At 58.9% G+C, this 20,499-nt stretch carries 12 protein-coding genes and 1 tRNA gene; 12 read left to right on the top strand and 1 reads right to left on the bottom strand.

Annotated elements, in window-relative coordinates:
- The first annotated feature begins 520 nt into the window (after positions 1–520).
- The 6 genes from ACFQDI_RS14145 to ACFQDI_RS14120 all read left to right on the top strand — a co-directional run bounded on the left by ACFQDI_RS14145 (position 521) and on the right by ACFQDI_RS14120 (position 5,377).
- Entirely contained in the window at positions 521–2,275 is a 1,755-nt protein-coding gene (locus ACFQDI_RS14145; protein ID WP_377167775.1) for a GspE/PulE family protein, read from the top strand.
- Positions 2,272–3,486: a type II secretion system F family protein gene (locus tag ACFQDI_RS14140; RefSeq protein ID WP_377167772.1), complete on the top strand. Its 1,215-nt coding sequence runs from the start codon at positions 2,272–2,274 to the stop codon at positions 3,484–3,486. The genes ACFQDI_RS14145 and ACFQDI_RS14140 overlap by 4 nt, the downstream gene beginning before the upstream one ends.
- A gap of 80 nt (positions 3,487–3,566) precedes the next feature.
- Complete coding sequence (gspG, locus tag ACFQDI_RS14135; protein ID WP_377167770.1) at positions 3,567–3,992, top strand: type II secretion system major pseudopilin GspG; 426 nt, start codon at positions 3,567–3,569, stop codon at positions 3,990–3,992.
- Between the two features lie 4 nt (positions 3,993–3,996).
- The gene (locus ACFQDI_RS14130) at positions 3,997–4,395 is read left to right on the top strand and encodes a type II secretion system protein (protein WP_377167767.1); all 399 of its coding nucleotides are present in this window, start codon (positions 3,997–3,999) and stop codon (positions 4,393–4,395) included.
- Positions 4,392–4,769 (top strand): type II secretion system protein, encoded by a 378-nt coding sequence (locus ACFQDI_RS14125; RefSeq protein WP_377167764.1) that lies wholly within the window; start codon positions 4,392–4,394, stop codon positions 4,767–4,769. The genes ACFQDI_RS14130 and ACFQDI_RS14125 overlap by 4 nt, the downstream gene beginning before the upstream one ends.
- Positions 4,769–5,377 (top strand): type II secretion system protein, encoded by a 609-nt coding sequence (locus ACFQDI_RS14120; RefSeq protein WP_377167761.1) that lies wholly within the window; start codon positions 4,769–4,771, stop codon positions 5,375–5,377. Before ACFQDI_RS14125 ends, ACFQDI_RS14120 begins: the two co-directional genes overlap by 1 nt.
- 368 nt (positions 5,378–5,745) lie before the next feature.
- On the opposite strand, the gene ACFQDI_RS14115 is transcribed toward ACFQDI_RS14120, so the two are convergent.
- Positions 5,746–5,840: transfer RNA gene (locus tag ACFQDI_RS14115), tRNA-OTHER, on the bottom strand.
- A gap of 238 nt (positions 5,841–6,078) precedes the next feature.
- Between ACFQDI_RS14115 and ACFQDI_RS14110 the strand changes: the two genes are divergently transcribed.
- From ACFQDI_RS14110 to ACFQDI_RS14085, 6 genes are all read left to right on the top strand, one after another.
- On the top strand, positions 6,079–7,230 hold the full coding sequence (locus ACFQDI_RS14110; RefSeq protein WP_377167758.1) for a tyrosine-type recombinase/integrase: 1,152 nt from the start codon (positions 6,079–6,081) through the stop codon (positions 7,228–7,230).
- A gap of 556 nt (positions 7,231–7,786) precedes the next feature.
- The gene (locus ACFQDI_RS14105) at positions 7,787–10,744 is read left to right on the top strand and encodes an nSTAND1 domain-containing NTPase (protein ID WP_377167755.1); all 2,958 of its coding nucleotides are present in this window, start codon (positions 7,787–7,789) and stop codon (positions 10,742–10,744) included.
- A gap of 48 nt (positions 10,745–10,792) precedes the next feature.
- Complete coding sequence (locus ACFQDI_RS14100; RefSeq protein WP_377167752.1) at positions 10,793–16,627, top strand: alpha-2-macroglobulin family protein; 5,835 nt, start codon at positions 10,793–10,795, stop codon at positions 16,625–16,627.
- 151 nt (positions 16,628–16,778) lie between these two features.
- Positions 16,779–18,893, top strand: coding sequence for a transglycosylase domain-containing protein (locus ACFQDI_RS14095; RefSeq protein WP_377167749.1), 2,115 nt, complete (start codon positions 16,779–16,781; stop codon positions 18,891–18,893).
- A 180-nt stretch (positions 18,894–19,073) separates the two neighbouring features.
- Complete coding sequence (locus ACFQDI_RS14090) at positions 19,074–20,159, top strand: hypothetical protein (protein ID WP_377167746.1); 1,086 nt, start codon at positions 19,074–19,076, stop codon at positions 20,157–20,159.
- A gap of 77 nt (positions 20,160–20,236) precedes the next feature.
- The gene (locus ACFQDI_RS14085; protein WP_377167743.1) at positions 20,237–20,431 is read left to right on the top strand and encodes a helix-turn-helix domain-containing protein; all 195 of its coding nucleotides are present in this window, start codon (positions 20,237–20,239) and stop codon (positions 20,429–20,431) included.
- Positions 20,432–20,499: the final 68 nt, after the last annotated feature.

The following is a 20,499-nucleotide window of genomic DNA, read 5'->3' as shown; positions in this document are numbered from 1 at the left end:
TCTACGTCAACGCGGCAAACCTGCGAAGGTCGCCATCACAGCTCTCATGCGCAAAATCCTCTGCGTGCTCAACAAACTCCTCACCCAACCCAACTTCACACTTGCGTCGTAACACAGTTGCTGTCCGCTCCCATTCCGCTCCCCAATCCTGAAATTCCGGAATCCTGTCCACCTCTCCGGCTCCCCATTTCCTGATCCTTGATCAGCGTCTCATCAGCGTCCTGTCAGCGGTTAAAAAAACTCCGTCCCATTCACCAAGGACTCCCGCTCGCCCCATACCCTCCGAAATCAGCCATCCCCTTTTTGCGCCTCTTTGCGGTCACGTCTCTGGCTCCCCTTCCCCTCCGCCTCCCAAAGTAACAAAATCTTCACAATGAACCACTCCCCCGCATGCCCCGACGCGGCTTCCCTCCGGCAACCGGCCCCCTCTGTCACAAAACCGTCACCCTGGAAGTCTGCTCTCTCGGCAAATCATAAGTCATAAATCGTAAATCATAAATCCCCTCCCCTCCGCCGCCCAATGATCTCCATCCTCCAATCAAGCGCCCGAGCCGCAGGGGTGATGGACCCCGACCTCCAGTCCGCCCTCGACACCGCCGCCGCCGGCGGCATCTCCCCCGTCCTCGCCCTCATCGAAAGCGGCGCTGCCGACGAGCGCCTCCTCTCCCGCCACCTCGCCGACACCCTCGGCTGGCCCTGGCTCGAATCCCCGCGCCCCGAGGCCAACGACGCCGCCGAGCTCAAGCGCCTCATCCCCGCACGATTCGCCGTGCGCCACCAGGTCTTCCCCCTCGGCTTCGGCCATGGTCGTGTGACAACCACGTCACACCAGAACGTGGCAGATGCACCCACACCTCAAAAACGCACCCTCAAGCTCGCCTGCCACGACCCCTGCGACCTCCTCGCCCGGCAGGCCGTCGCACGCCAGTCCGAGCTCCCCGTCGAGTGGTGCCTCACGCCCCGCAGCGAACTCCTCAGCTCCATCCAGCAGCTCTACGGCGTCGGTGCCGAAACCTTCGACGCCCTCATCGCCGCCGGCGGCGGCAGCACCGACGACCAGCACCTGCGCGACGAAGCCAACGTCATCGACGACGAAGACGAAGACGCCTCCGTCGTCAAATTCGTCAACCAGATCATCCGCGAAGCCCTCGCCCAGAAAGCCACCGACATCCACGTCGAGCCCCAACCCGACTCTCTCCGCATCCGCTACCGCATCGACGGCTTCCTCCACGAGATCCCCGTCCCCGAAAACATCAAGTCCCTCCAGGCCTCCGTCATCGCCCGCATCAAGGTGATGAGCAAACTCGACATCGCCGAGAAGCGCCTGCCACAGGACGGCCGCATCAATCTCAAGGCCGACGGCCAGTCCATCGACGTCCGCGTCGCCTGCATCCCCAGCGTCGAAGGCGAGTCCATCTCCCTCCGCCTCCTCGGCCAGGAACGCTTCACCCTCGACCGCCTCGGCCTGAGCGAAGAGCACCGCGCCAAGATCGAACTTCTGCTGGGAAAACCCAACGGCATCGTCCTCGTCACCGGCCCCACCGGCTCCGGCAAATCCACCACGCTCTACACCTTCCTCTCTCAGCTCAACAGCGTCCACCGCCGCATCGTCACCATCGAAGATCCCGTCGAAAACAAACTCCCCGGCATCGTTCAAATCCCCGTTAAAAACGAAATCGGCCTCACCTTCGCCAGCGGCCTCCGCAGTATTTTGCGGGGTGACCCCAATGTCGTCATGGTTGGCGAAATCCGCGACCTCGAAACCGCCGAGATCGCCGTCCGCGCCTCCCTCACCGGCCACCTCGTCTTCTCCACCCTGCACACCAACGACGCCGTCGCCGGCATCACCCGTCTCATCGAGATGGGCGTCAAACCCTTCCTCGTCGGCACCGCCGTCCGCGCCTTCATCGCCCAGCGCCTCGTCCGTTGCCTCTGCTCCTCCTGCAAAGAACCCGCCAGCTACCAGCGCGAAGAACTCACCAAGCTCGGCTTCCCCGAAGTCAAAATAGCCAATAAACTCTACCGCGCCACACGCGGCGGCTGCCAGCAATGCCGCGGCACCGGCTACTCAGGTCGAGTCGCCCTCTACGAGATCGCCCTCATGACCCCCGCCATGCAGGCCCTCGTCTCCCAGAAGGCCTCCGAGTCCGATCTCCAGGCCCAGGCTCGCAAAGACGGCTTCGTCCCCATGCGCGACTACGGCCTCCAAAAAGCCCTCGATGGCATCACCACCCTCGAAGAGGTCGCCCGAGTCACCTCCGAAGAACTCGAATGATCTTCGCTTTCCAAGCCCTGTCCGCCGACGGCTCCGTCAAATCCGGCTCCATCGAAGCCGCCGACCGCGGCGATGCCCTGCGCCAATTGGCCCGCCGCGGCCTGCAGGCACGCTCCATCCAGTCCCAAACCGCCGAAATTGCGAAATCCGACACAAGGAGCGCCGACAATCTCCTCGCCCTTTCCAAGACCGACGTCATCCGTTTTACCGAAGACATGGGCGACCTCCTCGCCTCCGGCCTCCAAGTCGAGCAAGCCCTGCAGGCCATGGAGAACCGCAGCGCCTCCAAAATCGGCACGTTGGCCACGCGCGTCCGTGCTTTCGTTCGCGACGGCGTGCCACTATCTGCCGCATTACGCCAGGCCTCGCCCTCCTTCGACGAGCTCTACTGCAACATGATCGCCGCCGGTGAAAACAGCGGCGCGCTCGATGACATCATGGACCGCCTGGCCCGCCACCTCCGCCTCATGGAATCCGTCCACGCCAAGGTCGTCGGTGCGCTCATTTACCCAGCCTTTCTCATCAGTGCAGGCGGAGCGCTCGCTTTGGTCATGGTTACCTACCTTTTGCCAAAACTTGCCTCCCTGCTCACCGGCTCCGGCAAAGAGCCCCCCTTCATGATCAAGGTCAGCCTCGCCCTTTCTGATCTTCTCAAAAACTACTGGTGGCTGCTCGCCCTTGCACTGGCCTGCATCATCATGCTGCTCTTTGCCCTGCGCAAAACGCCCGCCTTCCAGTCCGGGTGGCACCGCCTCCTTATCAGGATGCCCGGCATCCGCGACATCACGCGGACGCGCTTTGAGCTGCAGTTCTTTGAAACCCTCGGCAGCCTGCTGCGCGGCGGTGTTCCCTTGCTGCATGCCCTGGAACTCGTGCGCCGTGCCGTCACCAACCTCCACCTCAAGCACTCACTGACTCAAGCCGAAGCATTGGTGCAGGAAGGCGCATCCCTGAGCAGCGCGATGAAAAAAACGCAGGCTCTCGACTCGCAAGCCATCGACGTCATCCGCATCGGCGAAGACACCGGCCACCTCGCCGAAGTGCTTGGAAAGGCAGCCACGCGCATGGACACGCAGCTTTCGCGCACCATTGAGCGCGTCACCGCACTCATCCAGCCCTGCCTCCTTCTCGTGATGGCCGCGCTCGTCGGCACTCTCGTTTACACCATGGTCAACATTGTCTTCTCCACCCTCAGCCAGCTCCGTCATTAACTCATAGGTACGACAGACACTCCTGTCTGTCGGTCAGCGCTCCCCCAGACCTGCCCCCCTTCTCTACCCCAGCCCGCCCCATGAAACACCTCCGCTCCTCTTCCAAAAACGGCTTCACCCTGCTCGAAATGATGGTCGTTTTGCTCATCATTGCACTCATTCTCGGAACCGTGGCCTTCATGGTGCAGGGCATCCAGGGAGATGCCGAGCACGTCACTGCCGGGGCCAAGATCAAGGGCCTGGAGAGCGCCCTGACCTCCTACAAGATCAACAACCTCACCTACCCCACACAGGAGCAGGGTCTCGACGCCCTGGTGACCCGCCCCACCGCCGAGCCCAAGCCGAGGCGCTGGACCCAGCAGCTCAAGCCCGACGCCCTCACCGACCCCTGGGGCCGCAAGATGGTGTATCGCAACCCCGGCAAGCACAATGCCAGCGGCTACGATGTGCTCTCCCTCGGAGCAGATGGATTGGAGAACACCGAGGATGATATTGGCAACTGGTAGCAACATGAAGGCATTCACGCTGCTGGAGATGATCGTGGTGCTCGCCATCGCGTCCCTCGTCATCGGCATAGGAGCCGGAGCCGTGCAGAAGCTCACCGAGGAACACGAGCTGCTGCGCGCAGCGCATGATGCCGAGCGCATCTTGATGCAGGCAATGACACGCACACTCACCACCGTGCAACCGCAGGTCATCGACCTGACCACGCTGAGCCAGGGGGCCAAGCTCACCGTGCGCCGCGCCGGAAAGAAGACTTTTGACACAGCCACTAACCAGCATCTGCGGCTGCGGCCCGGCGGTCTTTGTGAACCGCTGACACTCCGCTGGCAAAACGGTGCAAACTGGGTCAGCGCTACGCTGGACCCGCTGACCGCCGGGTTCCAGGAACTGGAGGAAAGCCTGTGAAACGGAATGGGTTCACGCTTCTGGAAACGCTGCTGGCGCTGATGGTATTCAGCATGGCCGTGGTGGCGTTGGTGGAGGCGGTGCACCAGCTCGGCGAGCACACGCTGCTGCGACGGCACGAGGCGGTGGTGCAGGAGCGCATGCGGTCGCTGCTGGTGGAACACACGCGCATTCCAGACGCCATGGAGGAAGTCAAACTGCAGGAGGGAGGTGTGACCTACACGGTGACGCACACGCCGCTGGAGCTCAAGGACCGCGATGGGCAGCCGATGCCGGGGTTGTTTGAAGTGCGTGTGACGGCAGACTGGCTGGAGGGCCGCACACCGCAGCAGGCCAGTGCCGACACCTGGGTTTATCCCCCACTATTCCGCTGATGAAGGCACCATCCAGCCATGCCGCCAGAAAGCAGGCGTTCACCCTGCTGGAGGTGATCATCGTGCTAGTGATCACGGCGCTGGTGCTGGGGGCGGTGTATTCCCTTGCCCAAGGCACGCTGACGCTGGCGGACGATGTGCGCCGGGCAGAACGACGCGATGCACGGATGCAAGCCTTTGCCACGTTTTGCGAGCATCTGCTGGCCGAACTGCCCAGCACTGCGACGCTGAACCTGACCACAACGGAAGATCACGGCGAGTACCTAAGCCGGATGGAACTGGAGCATGTGCACTCCCCGTTTGATGAAACACCGGATTGCACGGTGACCCTGTTCACGCAGGCGCAGCCCGGTGGCGGAGTCAGGCTGCTACTCAGCTGCCACTCTGAGGAACGAGAAAGCAGCGTGGTGCTGTTTGAGGATCTAGCGCAGTGCGAGTGGCGTGTGCTGCAGCCCGCGACGCTTCAGTGGGCGCCGTTCTGGTCCACGGAGTCAGACAATGGAAAGCCAAAGCTGATGAAACTGATCCTGACGCAGGTCGGCGCAGACACGCAGGAGAGAGCGTTTTGGATCACCCCAAGGCAGGCTACAGCTCTACAAATGCAGTGAGTGCGAGTTGGGCGACAAAGCCAGTAACTGAAGCAAGAAAAGACGACAAGAGAAAGGATGTGCTAGTACGCCCCCCTCTACACTTCTCTTCTGATAACACGCACACGATACCCCGGTCGATGCAGGGCGAATAATGGGTTCACCGAGGCATGGTGGGGTGGTGAAAATGCCGGGGATAAAGCCCGCCCTCTCAATTTTTTTTATAACGTAAAAGGAGGGAGAATTGCAGGCTCCAACCCATGTTCATTTCATGACTGATTACGCTGATGAAATCCAGAGATAGGGCCGACTGAAAAAGTGGCTACCTTCAAAAAAGAAGCCCCGCCTTTGGGGCGGGGCTTTTTCTCGTAACACTTTGAATACGAAGGTGGTGGGCAGGGCTGGATTCGAACCAGCGTAGGCGTAAGCCAGCAGATTTACAGTCTGCGTTAAAGGTGTTTTCTCATGTTTGCACATGTTGCCCCATATTGGACTTTGTTACTTGTATATCAGGCATTTATGTTTAACATGACGGCAACATGAGCAAACATAAAAATGCACAGCGAAACCGCAAAAGTGCACAGCAGGTGCACAGCGGCAAGAGCAAGAACCATCCCAAAACCAGTAAGTTCTATTGGATGGAAAAGGTGAAGAAACCGGCCAGTTCAACCGGTGGCGATTCGCCGCATTACGGTGTTCAGATCAAGCATAATGACCGTCGAATGCGCTTCCCATTAAACACTGCGAATAAAGAAGCTGCAGCGGTCCTGGCGGCAAAGATCTGGACGCAGATCGTCTCAGAGGGCTGGGACGCCGCCATCCAGGCATACAAGCCTCAGAGCGCCCCTAAGGCCCCCAAGTCCGCGACAGTCGGCGCATTGATCGAAGCCGCCTGCGCCGCATCCAGCGCCCGCAAGCACTCCCTGGAAGCCTATTCCAAGGCATTCCGTCGTGTCGTGTCCGAAGTGGCAGGCATTCAGGACGGGCGGAAGTTCGACGCCTTCAAAGGCGGCACGAAGGAATGGCGTGAAAGCGTGGACGCCGTTCCCCTCACCAATCTGCTGCCTGCCGATGTGCAGGCGTGGAAAAACCGCCGTCTTCGTGCGGCGGAGGCTGATCCGCTGGCCAAGCGCCGGGCCATCACCACGGTCAATTCCCTCATTCGGAATGCCAAGGCGTTGTTTGGCAAAAAGGTGCTGCCCTTTGTGGAGCAGAAGCTCACCGTGCCGCGTCCCCTGCCCTTCGATGACGTGGGCATGGAGAAAGGCCCATCCCTGCGCTATGTTTCTAAAGTGGACGCATACGCCCTCCTTGCCCGAGCCAAGGAGGAACTGGCCGAATCCGAGCCGGAAGCCTTCAAGGTAATCATCCTTGCACTAGTCTGTGGCCTACGGCGCTCAGAGATCGACCACTTGCTCTGGCGCACCTTTGATTTCAGTCGTGGCCTTCTGCACATTGAGAACACCGAATACCACCAACTTAAGAGCGAAGACAGCGCAGGCGAGATCGACCTCGACGCCGACACCGCCGCCCTCTTCAAAGACTACCGCGCCCGCGCTCCGAAGTCAGTCTTTGTCATCGAGAGCCCAAATGCACCACGTGCCGAAAGGAAGTCCCGATGCTACCGCTGTAATGCAGTTTTTGAGCGCGTAAATGAGTGGCTGAGAGTTCAGGGTGTGGACACCCTGAAGCCGCTCCACACCATGCGGAAAGAAATTGGAAGCATCATCGCCAGTGAACACGGTATTTTCGAGGCGAGCCGCTACCTCCGCCATTCGGACATCCGCATCACGAGCGCCATCTACGCGGACAAGAAAAAAACTGTCACACCCAAAGCATTCGCCGGGTTGCTAGCAGCTCAGACGGAAAACTGAAGTATCAGCCCGCACTATCAATTAAATGAATCAACTTAACCACCACGCCAATTCTCATCGAACATTCTGGTCAATGAATGACCTGAGAACCTGCTATGCCTGCAGACTCGAAAGAGACTTGCCCGAGCGTCGCTTTGATCTCAGCGGCGCCGATTGTGACGTGTAGTTCCAGCGAACATAGGAAAGTGAGGTTCGGCGAAGTGCTGCCGACACGAGACTCTTCAGACTTTCTGTGGGCCGCAGAAACAAGGCCACCGAGTTCAAGTGCATTCGAAGCACTGTCATCCAATTCAACCCTTTCTTTTCGAGCAGAATTTTTGACAGAGCTCAGCTCTCTGGAGAGCGGATTGCGGCTTTAAAAATGGTTAAAGCTGGTAAACTGGGCATTTTTTTATTGTGAAATGTAACCAGCTTAGGATAAACATCGGATCTGCACCTAGCTTCGGCTGGATGCGTGACTCGTCTTCGTATGAAATTCAGGATATTCATCTCATCCCCGGGAGACGTAGGTAAAGAGCGTGAACTCACTCGCGAAGTCATTAAGCGCGTGAGTAACATGATGCGCCACCAGGCGGAGCTTGAAGAGTACGTATGGGAGCTGGAGCCCATGTTGGCTCATGGGGATTTTCAGGACAACATCAAGAACCCGGCGGACTTCGATCTCGTAGTTTGTCTTCTGTGGTCTCGACTGGGAACTCCCCTGCCTGAGAAGTACATAAGAACAGATGGTTCACGCTACCTTTCAGGCACTGAGTATGAGTTTGAGCAGGCTCAATCAGCCCGAGATGCCAAGCGGCGTGAAGCAGAGGAAAAGGCTCTAATAGATATTCTGGACCTGCGGCCAGACTTGATGGTCTACCGCCGCACCAGCAAACCATTCATCCCTTTGGATGCCAGCGATTATCAGGAGCGCAAAGAGCAGTGGGAACGTGTGGGCGTCTTTGTCAAAAACTGGTTTGAAAACCCCAAGGACCAGACGCTGGCAGTGGCGTTCAAACCCTACGACACACTCGATGAGTTTGAGGAGCGTCTTCAATCCGATCTCATCCGCTACATTCAGACCAAGCTGAAGAGCGGAGATCAGCCCCTTGCGCCAGTCATCGCTCCCAGCACCTTGTGGACCGGTGAGGGGCCTTACGTCGGTGAGGCACCTTTTGAGATTAAGCAGTCCCAGATTTTTCAGGGCCGCCTTCGTGCGATTGATGAGGTGCTGAACCAAATTCAGGAGCGCTGGGAGAAGGACAAGCTGGCTTTCCTCTGCATCACCGGCGGCAGCGGCACTGGCAAGTCCTCTCTGCTGCACGCTGGCGTTCTGGCCTGGATGGTCAGACCAGGCATCATCCGCGGGGTGGCAGTCTGGCGACATGCGCTATTGTCATTCACAAAGAAAGAAGATGTCGCGGATCCTTATCTTGCACTCGCGAAAGCCGTCTTCTCCAGCACAGCCCTGCCGGAGCTAGCTTCCGAACTCACCGTCGAAAGGTTTACGGAACTCCTTCGTCGGCCCGGCCAAAGTTTGAAGGAGCAGCCGGACAAGATCATCGCCAGCGCCCTGCTTCGCGTGGCCTTCCAGATTCAGCAGAGCAAGGGCCTTATCAAACTGCCGGAAACCCGCGTCGTCCTGGCGGTTGACCAGATGGAACTCTTGTCTGCCCATGCGCCGTCTTTCACCGCCGCGCTGCACATGCTGGCGTGCAGCGGCGTCGTGTGGATCGTGGCGACCGCCCGCAGTGATGCCGTTCACGCTCTGCGCGAAGCCGCCCCAGCGCTTTTCGCCGGCTCAGCAGTATATCCTCTAAGGCCCCCGACGGATGCAGAGCTCAGCCTCATGATCCGCCGCCCTGCGGAGCTCGCCGGCATTACTTTCGAACAAAACGCCGATCCGCAGAAAGGCCCTTTAAATGAGGCGCTCCTGCTGGAAATGACAGCCAACCGCGATGCCCTGCCGCAGTTGCAGCAGTTGCTTCATTTCCTTTACCAGACCGCCACTGCCACTGGCTCCACCGTACTGACCCACGACCTGTGGCAGAAATATGATCTGCCCGGACGCCTAGTCCGCCTTGCCGACAAACTACCCGAAATCGACGCCGCCTTTGAAGCCGTTTTTTCGCACCTCGTCGCCCTGCCGGATGAGAAAGACAGCATGCCAGTCCGGCGCACGGTGGACCGTGCCCGGGTAGAAGACGCCCACCCTCTGGCACCCGCGTTGATCGCTGGCCTTATCCGTCAGCGTCTGGTCACCGTCTCGGGAGATCCCAAGGATGAAAAGAGAGCCCTCCTCGCAGTCTCCCACCAAGCCCTGTTTAAGGCGTGGCCACGGCTCAAGAGCTTGATCGGGAAGGAAGGGGCCACAATCCGTCTTCGCACTCGTGTGGCAGATGCCGCCAAAATCTGGAGGCAGGAAGGAAAAAAATACTCCTATCTGTGGTGGTATGGCAAGCCTCTTAGAGATGCATCGCGACTGGCAACCCAGCACTCGGCCATCCTTAGTCATGAGGAACTGGAGTTTGCCACCTGCTCCAAGAAGGCGGGTGCGCTGACCCAAGGTCTTGCCGCCATTGTCGCTGTGCTGCTTGTCCTCACTGCGGCAGCCTACTTTGCGTCCCTCGGAGATCTTAAAGAGGAAACCCACCGGCAGGAAATCATTCAGACCGCCAAAGATCGCCTGCAGATCCTCCTCAGCAAAATGCCGGACAGCGTGGGCCAGGAGGCGCGCGGTGAAAAGGTTTCCCATGCGGACAGCAGCGACTCGCTCACTCTGAAGACCGCGGCGGACGAACTGCTCACGATGGCTCCTGCTGATGCCATGGGGCTAGAAGCACGGACAACCGCGCTTCTGGCAGGCAGGAGCTGGGCGCCCCTGCCCGCCGCTGCCCTGGCTTGGCGCGTGAAGGATCCCGCCAGCGCCTGGATGTCTTTGGTGCTGGAAGGCGACGCACTGTGGCTGCAAAAAAATCCCGCCGAAGCCAAGGAGACCTGGATGAAAGCGGACAAGCTTCACCCCTCCTCCGTGGAGATTTCCAGCCGCCTGGCCCTTGCCGCTGAAACCAAAAAGCAGTGGGGAGAGGCAACTAAGCATCTCAGTGCATGGCTGGCTGCCAATGACAATTCTGAAGCCCGCCGCCGCCGCGCGGAAGCAGCCCTGCATCTACGGAACTACAAAAACGCTGTGGAGGACATGAAAGCCGCCCGAGGGCAAAACCGCGCCGACCCGCGCATCCGTGATCGATGGCCCTTCTTTGAGAATTTGGAACACCAACTCCCCGCCCTCATCTCTCTCGGGCAGAAGTTCTCTGGCAGCCCGGGAGACATCAACATTGCGATTCCCTATGCATTGGCTCTTCTGGATGCGGGACTTGAAGAGGAGGCCCGGGAGGTGGCCCAGCGCCAGTGGCCTGAGTCGCCGCGCATCTCCGCTCTGCGCCAGCTCTTTGAGCCGCCTCGCTCAACCAAATCTACCTCTGCGCGCGCCCGCCAAGGGCGTGAGGCAGACCAAAAACTGCTGACGCCCTGATTCCAGCCGACCGACATCCGAACCAGCAACACTCAAACACAAACCTGCATGAAACACCTGCTCTTATCCATGCTTCTGGGACTGGCCAGCCTGGCTTGTACCGCTTCGGCCCAGCCGGAAATCACCCTCACCCCTCCCGGGGGCGAACTAACCGAAGAGACGGTGCTACGCATCAGTTTTCCCAGCCCTATGGTGGACGAACTCATGCTGAACAAAGAAGCCGCTCTCCCCCCCCTTGTCTTTGATCCACCGCTTGAAGGAAGATTCGCCTGGACCAGTGAGAGCACGGGGGAATTCACTATCGAGGACTATGAGTCATCTGACCAGCGCTCGCTCAAAACACAGCGGCATGTGAGTTTGCGGGCCGATCTGCGCGATCTCGAGGGCAAGCCGGTCAAAGCCGAACACTTTGGCGTGGTCTTTTCCCATGCCAAGTTTGATGTCACCCGCTTGCTTCGGCTTTCGAGCGCCGACAACGCAGATGGTGAAGAGGAATGGGTTGACACAGTTTGGGAGCTGGACGCCGAGAACACCGACCGCAATGAAGAAAAGCGGGCCTCAAAACAGAACTCGGAGGATGAAAGTGAAGACAACATCCCCGCGCTGCCCTTTTATCGCATTGAGTTCACGCGTGACATCGCCGGACTGGATTTACAGGCACGCACTTCATTCCGCGATGCTGAGACGGGAGAGAACATCCCAGTCCATGTCGTGTATGAGAGCTTTCAGCCCATCACTCCTAACCGCTCAAGCTGGGTCATTACCCCCAAAACTGCACTGCCACCCGGCAGAAAGTGGCTGCTCGCCATCGAGCACCTGCCGGACGCACAGAAAAAAGAGACACGACAGCCGCTCTTGCGTGCCATCGCCTTGGGCATGAGTGAAAGCTTCGCCGTTACCGAAGCCAAAGCTTACAATTATCCCGGAGAGGGAGGCTTCATCCATTTGGAGTTCAATCTTAACTTCGATCACAGCACAGCCGTGCCAGAAAACTTCAGCGTCACGCCGTCCGTAGGAAAGCTACGTATCGAACCGTGGACCTATGGTCTGAGGGCGTACGGCTCATTTGAGCAAGGCAAGAGCTATGAGATCAGCGTGAGCAAGGCGGTGTGTTCCGTGAACGGTCAGCCACTGACTGAAGCTTGGAAATCAACGGTCACATTTGTGCGTAAGCGCCCGGCCGTCATTATGCCGGACCACTTGCGCTTCATACCCCGGGCGGACACACTACGCTACGACCTCCGGCAGGTAAATACCAAAGAGCTCACCTGGCGCGTGGCGCCCATCCCGCTCGCAGTGTTTGAAAAGGTGCGGTCTGCGGCATTTGGTGAAAACGCGGATTTGCTAATCGGCCATGCAGACTTCGGACTTGTGGCGTTGCAGCAGGGCACTTTCCCCTCCACAGAGAATGAGGTGGATGCTGAAAAGGACCGCCAGGTGACATGGCAACTGCCGCAGGGGCAGAAGGCAGGAACCTTTCTGCTGGAAGTCACCGGGCAAGATTTCGGCGGCCGCCGAGTGGGGAACAGCTGCATCATTTCCGTTGGTGACTGGACACTCGTTCACAAAGAGGCGGAAACGCATCATTTCCACGCGTTGGATGTCATCACCGGGAAACCCGTTCCAGGCCTGGCGCTCATCACCCCCAGAAGCGAGCCTGAGGCCACCGTACTGCCAGAGGACAAAAATGGCAAACCCGACCAGAGCTCCACGCCTAAGTCTGACTGGACATTGGTGCGCACCGATGCCGACGGAGCCGCTGATGCAGATGACAGTTTCGTAGTACTCACCGCCCAGGACGCTCTAGCCGATCCGTTGGATGCCAAAACACTGACCGAGTACCTCCTATGGTCTGGCGGGGAGACAGAAGCTTTTGGGTCACACTTTGACACCGATGCAGACGAGTTCTCGGGCACTGTCTGCACCGTCGTAAAAGATCGTGCCGTTTACCGCCCGGGTGAGACCGTTTATTTCAAGGGCTACCTGCGCATCGTGGAGGGTGGTGTCATGCCGCAGATTCCAGAACCCGCCGAGTATGCCTGGAGGATTATTAATGATGCTGGCATCGTAGAAACAGGCAAAATCAGCAGCGATGAAATGGGCACCTTTAATGGCTCGTGGAAAATTCCAGCAGGAGCCTGGGGTGGCTACACTCTGCGGCTGACAGAGGCCGACGCGCCAAAGGATGACGGGGGGTTCTACAGTACCTCCATCTCCGTGCGTGAGGAGCGCCCACCAGCTTTCTCCGTGATCGTAACTCCTCAAGAAAATACGGGAAGCCAGGCGCAGATCAAGGTACAGTCCACCTTGTTCCATGGAGCTCCCAACGCCCATGCCAAAGTCCGCTGGCGTGCTGTCTGGATGAACCAGTGGTGGATGTTCGATGAGGAGGCCTCGACTTATGTGAATGGATATTACAACGGTTATCTTTTTTTCGACCAAGACTCTCCCAACAAGGAACTCAGAGGGTTGAGCCGCAGCCCTGGTGAGGCTTACTTTCTTTCCGGATGGGAGGGTTATTTGGACAACGGAGGAGCTGGAACAGATTACGACACCCCTCTTGCCATCGTCAGCGGAGAGTCTGAAACGAACGAAACAGGGCAGGTTCTCATCTCATCACCCCTGCCCGTAAAGCCCGAACGTGTTCACGGCCGCTGCCGGGTGTCTTGGTCCGTGGAAGTAGTGTCCACGGACGGCCAGGCACATGACGGCAGCGCCACCTCCAGAGTGCAATTATCGCCTCACGTCCTCGGCATACATACCTCAGAGGCACCCAAAGGAATCCACATCGACATCGCCAGCTTTGATTACGCCGATCAGCATCTCCCAGGAAAACGCGTCAGGGCCAGGCTCTACCGGGTGGATTACAAGCCTTTGAAGGAAACTCTTTCCTCCGGGCTGGTTCGCTACAAGAACAGCCCCTTCTACAACAAAGTGTGGGAAAAGGAGCTCGAAACGCCGATAGATCTAGATGTGCCCGTGCCAACTTCGGGTTATTATGTTACTTGCGTTGACGATCCCCGTAATCCCCTCATCCCGCAGGTGAGTGACGCTTCAACGTTTTCCACCGGGGAGGATGCAGAAACCCCAATTCATGGGCCTTACGACCTAGGTGTTCGGGCAGACAAGCCCTTCTACCGTGCGGGTGAAACCGGTAAGTTTACCATCAACTCGCCTTACGCCGGCACCGCCACTATCAGTGTTGAGACGGACAAAGTACTCCACTCGGAGACCATCCGGCTTCGCTCCAACCTTGAGACTTTCAAACTTAAAATGAAACCGGAGTGGTTTCCGAATGCCTGGCTGACGGTGCACCTGCTCAGGCCATTCCAAGGCCAAACTCTTCCTGCCGAGCGCTTTGGTTTCACTTCCTTCCGGCTTACCAAACCTGAGCTGGAACTCCAGGTGGAGCCGGTGCTGGATCTCCCCGGCGGGTCCACGGCCCCAGGCGCGCAGGTCACCGGTCATGTACGTGTCATGGCTGATGGGCAGCCGGTGAAAGACGCCGAAGTTCTGCTCTATGCCGTGGATGAGGCCACATTGCAGATGGGCCGCTGGACACTCCCGGACTTTCATTCCAAATGGTTCTCGGCAAACACTCACGAGGTGCTGACCTACCCCGCACTGGGCGGCGACTGGGAACCCTCTGCATTTGAGAACCTCTCCGAATCGCAGAAGGGGTACATTCTTGGGGATGGTGTTACAGGCGGTCATAACACCGTTGTGCGCAAGAAGGGTCAGCCGGTGGCCACATGGCAGCCCTCCCTGCGCACGGATGCGAAAGGGCAGGCTTTCTTTTCATTCAAAGCTACGGAAGACCTGACCTCCTTCCGCATCATTGCCGTGGCCACCACCAAGGACTCCGCTACCGGTGTGGGCAAAACCATGCTACGCCAGCACAAGCACCTGCAGGTGGAGCCGCGGCTGCCCCGCTTTGTCAGAGAGGGGGATATGCTGCACTGCCGCGTGGCCCTTCGGCAGGACTTCGCGCCGGAGGCACAGGGCGTCCGCGTGAACTTTCTTCCCGATACAGGCATGGAAGTACTCGATCCGTTGAAGGCGACTTCTATTCTTTCCCCCACCGCCGCCAGCACCGTGCAAAGCTACCGCGCCCGCGTGAAACCCGGTGTGGCGTCGCTGGAAATCGGTTTCAGCGCCAAAGCCAGTTTCGGTTTGGAATCTCATGAGGATGCCGCCGCCATCACGCTGCCAGTGCGGCCTTCGGTGCTGGACCGCCAGCATCTGGTCGCCGGGCCGCTGGAATCCCTCCAGCTTGACAGCAGCCTGCCGCAGACAACACAGGCGCGTTGCGATCTCCTGGTCTCCTCCTCCCCTTGGTTGCCCACGCTGGACAAACTGGTGCGCTTTGAGGAAATGCCACACCTGACCTTGGAGCACGCAGCCCGCCTGTTGCGGGTGCTGACGGCCGCCCGTCTCGCAGAATTTCTCCCTCCTTCCCCGGGTTCCGACAACGCCGATGCTGCACGGGTTGTGAAAGAGTCCATAGATGCCTTCCGCATGGCGGACTGGAAGGCTCCCGGCCTTGCTGCCATCCCTGATGGCAGCAAGACGGATCACTTTGCAACACTGCTCTCCGCACTGGCACTGCTGAGCGCTGCTGAGGATGGTCATGAGGTGCCGCAAACTCTTTTCGAAGGAATTACCACATGGGTGGAGGACACCGCCCTGACTAGCATTGATGAGGATGATGAGGAAGATGGGATCAAAAAAAATGCGTCGTTGACCGCCGCGGGCAAAGCGTTTGCCTGCAGCGTGCTTGCACGCTTTGCCAAGTCGGCCAAGACTCCCAACTGGATCAATCATCAAAGCCTCGCTCGAATTTGCACAAACCTCTATCGCGACCGAAAGGATATCGGCCTGGAAGGACGTGCATTTTTAGTCCTTGCATTCTCGAGGCTTGGAACGGGTGACGAGGAGCTCTCCGAGCTGCTGGATGAACTGGAAGAACCCGCCTCGCCGTCAGCGGACACGATGGAATCTGGGGACACAGACCATTCCACGCCGATGCGCACTGCGGGCGTCTGCCTGCTGGCGCGCGCGACTGCCCGGGGCGCCACCTGGAGCCCCGAGCAGCGCCTCGAAGAGGTGGCCAGGATCGAAGCCGCCCTGACCAGCGCAGGCACGATAGCTCCACAGGAAGCCATCTGGTGGTTGATGGCCTTGGACACGATCATTAAGTCTGTCCCCCATGCCAAACTTGCGGCCACAGAAGTCCGCCCCAGACCTGATGCCGTGTCTGAAAACGGCACCACTATTGCTTGGTTCAACCGGCCTGCGGATGCCCTGCGGCGGGATTTTACGAGCCCGGGCCTGGGCACCACCAGCGGGAGCTGGCTGCTGCGAGTGCGCGGCACTGAGTCGGCTGCCCTCACGGCACAATCGTCCCGGTCTGCAGACGAAGCCGGTAAGAGCGGAGAGCAAGGTCTGGTCATGGCCAGCAGCCGCATCAATCTGACCAAGGCCAGCCGCACGGGCAGCAAGGACGCGCCTTTTCGCATCGGAGATCGTGTCCTCATTACCTATGAGTTCAAGTCCGGGCAGACCCGCCGTTTTGTGCAGCTGGATGATCAACTACCCGCCTGCCTGGAACCTCTGGGCACGGATTTGGCAACTCTGGCGGACACCCTGCGCGTGCCGGACATCATCAAACGCCGGGCGATGAAGATCAGCAGCGTGGAGCGGCGGGATGATCGACTGGTGCTCGTTTTTGACAGCATCAGCGCCACAGCAGACCGCTATTGCGTTCTGGCCCGCGTAAACGCCGCCGGTGAATTTCACTGGCCAGCCCCGCTCATTCGCTCCCTCTATGACGGCAGCCTGCGCACGGAGGGCCTGGACAGCATGGCTTATGCAACGGAGTAGAAAGCGTTGGATGCGCCGGCTGGCAGGCCTGATTCTCACTGCGGCGGCGGCCTGGCTTGGCCTGTATGCCACGAGTGAGTGCGTCTCTCTACCCGAGGACCTGATGAAGCCACAGGCAGGCACGCCCATACTGCTGGACCACTAAGGGCGGGTGATTGCGGAACTGGCGTCCACAAGCGCCCGAGTGCAGCACCCCTGTGGCGCGGACGCGCTGGGCCCGCATTTGCCGGTGATCATCGTAGCGCTGGAGGATCACCGCTTTTACCAGCACCATGGCGTGGACTGGCAGGCGCTGGTCGCCTCAGTGTGGGCCAACATTCGCTCAGGCCGCATTGCACGCGGAGGCTCCACCCTGACGCAGCAGCTGATCAAAGTCTCCACGCCCGGCAGGAAGCGCAGCCTGTGGGCCAAGCTATATGAAAACCTGGCTGCCTTGAAACTCGAGCGCCGCTGGACGAAAGAGCAGATCCTCACAGCCTACCTCAACCGGGTGGACTTTGGCAACCGCAGATTGGGAGCACAGGCTGCGGCTGAAGCCTATTTCGGCCGCAAGCCGGCCAAGCTCACCTTCCCCGAGGCGCTCCTCCTCGCAGCCTTGCCGCATGCGCCCACCCGTTACAATCCCTGGTCGAGGCCGGAGGCCGCGCGCCTGCGTTTTCAGCAGGTGTTGAATCAGCTCATTGGACAAAAGGTGTTTCCTCCTGCGGTGCTGGCTTCGGTGCTTCCGCCGACGGTGCTGCCGCGTCACGCGCCGGCGGCTGAGGCATTCCATTTCACCACCTCCCTGCGCCAGCGCCACCCGCCGCCCCCCGGCACCACCACCACCACGCTGGATCTGGAACTCCAGCGCAGTGTCACCCTGTTTCTACAGTCGCAAGTTCGCACCATTCGTTCGCTAGGTGCCACCCATGCGGCGGCCGTGGTGCTGGATTCCCGCACGGGCGCAATCCGCGCCATGGTGGGCTCGGCGGACCCAGCAGGCCCAGCGGGCCAGATCAATGCCGCAACGACCTTTCGCAGCGCAGGCTCCACGCTCAAACCCTTCCTTTATCTGAGGGCCGTAGACACCCGCAGCCTCACCGCCGCCACCCTGCTGCCAGACACGCAGGACGCCATCCGCGACACCTTCCCGGACTATGATCCGCGGAACTATGACCTGCGCTTCTTGGGTCCTGTCCGCATGCGCGAAGCGCTGGCGTGCTCACTCAACGTTCCCGCCGTCGTCACCCTCGCCCGCCTCGGACCTCGCGAGGTCTTCGCAGAGCTGCAGTCGTATGGTCTGAAGTTTCGCCGCGGCTTTGACGCCTATGGCGCGGGCTTCATCCTCGGCAATGTAGAGGTGCGGCCTCTGGAACTGGCGGCCTGCTTCGCTGCCTTTTCCAATGAAGGCATGGCGGTGACGCCACGGTGGCTGGAATCACAGCCGGTCAAACGACACCGCCTAAGTCCACCGCCGGCCGCCACCATCTTGGCAGATATTCTGTGTGATAACCAAGCGCGCAAGCGCACCTTTGGACTGAACTCACCGCTGTCTTTTGAAGGGCTGCGCATCCCTGTCAAAACCGGCACCAGCTCCGGCTTCCGGGACGCCTGGACCGTGGGTGCCACACGTGAACACAGCGTTGCCGTGTGGGTGGGAAACATCCGTGGTGCGCGCATGGATGAGGTGGCCTCCATCACGGGTTCGGCCCCTCTCTGGAGGGCCATCGTGGACGAACTGCTCAAGCGCGGTGACCACGGCATCGCCTCCCCGCATGAAGGCCCCCTGCTGCATCAGGCCCCGGTATGCCAGACCACCGGACTGTGCCCCGGCAAGCAGACCATGGAAACGGCACCCGAGTGGTTTCTGCCCGGCTCCGAGCCTACGGTGAGCGCAGACACCATGTGGCAGGACACTACTGACGGGCCAGCTTTGGTACTGCCCTCCCGCCAGTTTGCTGTCTGGTGCGGCTCCGCCAGCAACACTCTTGGGGCTGTGGCGCAGGCCAGCGAAAGCATCCGCATCATCAGTCCTCATGCGGGTGCCTCTTTTGAACTGGACCCACATATTCCCGCCGCCCGCCAGTGCCTTCCGCTCCAGGCCGTCAGCCCACCGGGAGTAACGCTTGAGTGGGAAGTGGACGGGCGGCCCGTGATTGGTTCAGATTCAGGCTTCATGTGGCCGCTGTCGCCAGGCAAACATGAGGTTCGCGCCCGTGCGGGTGCCTTGACCCAATCGCAGGTATTTGAAGTGAGATCCCCGGCGGTTTCTGCTTCAAGGAACTGAGCACACATCGCCACTATAACAGCAAAATGTTCGGATCCTTGCTCAACGAGTTTTCCGGAGAACATCATCACCCCCTCATTCAATTTATCCAACCCGACAATTGAAGTATCAGGCGAGGTTCATGTTAGGTCTAAACATTACAGTATCTCAATAAATAACCTAGTTAAATTGACAATATTTATGAAACCCAAAATTAAGCCAGACCTTGCGAGCAATGCTCCTGATGAATCGGAGCTACCTGTTGCATATGATCTCGACACCGAGCAACGCAGATGCCGCCAACTGCAGGTCCCGTGCAAACGAGCAGTCGCATGGATGGAAGGGGGGCGTGTTCATATATCTGTGCTTAAGTCCAAATCGGACAAGGTGAATCTCCGGTCAAAACGTGATGCCATGTTCCTGAGGTGGGTCAAAGAATCGGGTTTGCTCGACAATGCTGAACTCGAAACTGAATCGCCGATAAAAGCGAATCAGCTCATCCCTGAGTACGTCAGATGTCTCGCTGTATCCAATGGCGAGGCTTGGCATTGTTGGAGGCCTAGTGAGGTTGGTGCGGTTCTCACATTTTCTCAAGAGACACCCCCTGGACGACGTTTTCAGATAATTCCCCTGGAAAATACGATCTTTGATCCTGACAAAGCACCTCTCGTTTGGCGAACCAAAGACGAGACACCATTGGCAGATCGATGTGTGCTATTCGGTAGAAAACTCCTTTTTGAGGCCGCCAGGGTGTACGCCACCGGGGTAAAATTTATTGAGGGCTTTGAAGGTGAATTCGAAGAGATGTCGAAATACCCGCATTCGGTCGAAGGCACATTACCAGTACGGCTTTTAATTGACTCCAAAAACCGCATTTTCGCGATGATTTCGAACATCGCCCTCCTCAAATACAGGCCCAATCTTGAGCTCGATTTGGAAGTCGCCTTACGCCAGGGGTTTCTCATTGGGAGGTGGCTTGCGCAGGCAGAGGCAATCATTTCGAGCTCGGGTTTCACCAAATTCGCAGCCCAACAAGCCAATTCAGGGCAAAAAACTTCGTTGTTTCTGAGATGGATTATCGATCTACAAGATTCATGTCTTAAAGGCCTTACCGCCTCGCAAATCTTCTCGTGGCTGGATGGAAAAGATGACCCCGAGTTTAAAGGGCACAAACTCATCGTTAAGGACGATGAACTGCAACGGGGGAATGGACGCATTATGAAAATGGCGACGTTCCAAGCATCTCTTTCGCGTGCAAAAAAACGCGCCCGCGAGAAAGTCTCCTGAGAAAAATATTAGCACTTAGGCCGGTGCTAATTTCGCTGAGGTGACGGCGACGAAAAGGATGGAACTTTAGGAGTCCTATGAGCACTGCAAAGGACACCAATACCCCTGCCCACTTCCTTACCCCCGCTGATCTGGCTGCGCGCTGGAAGATCACGCCGATGACCCTCCGCCGCTGGCGCAAAGCGGGTAAAATCAAAGCATCCATGCTCGGCCGCGGCGTCCGCTTCGCCCTTCCCGAGGTGGAGCGCTTCGAACGCGAAGCCCAGGCATAACAAAGCCGGGGAGCTTTCGCCCGCCCGGCCTCGCGTGTGGATACGCGGAGAGTAAGCGAATCAGCCCC

The organism is Prosthecobacter fluviatilis (assembly GCF_042655725.1).
GTDB lineage: Bacteria > Verrucomicrobiota > Verrucomicrobiia > Verrucomicrobiales > Verrucomicrobiaceae > Prosthecobacter > Prosthecobacter fluviatilis.
This window is presented reverse-complemented; position numbering and strand designations above follow the sequence as displayed.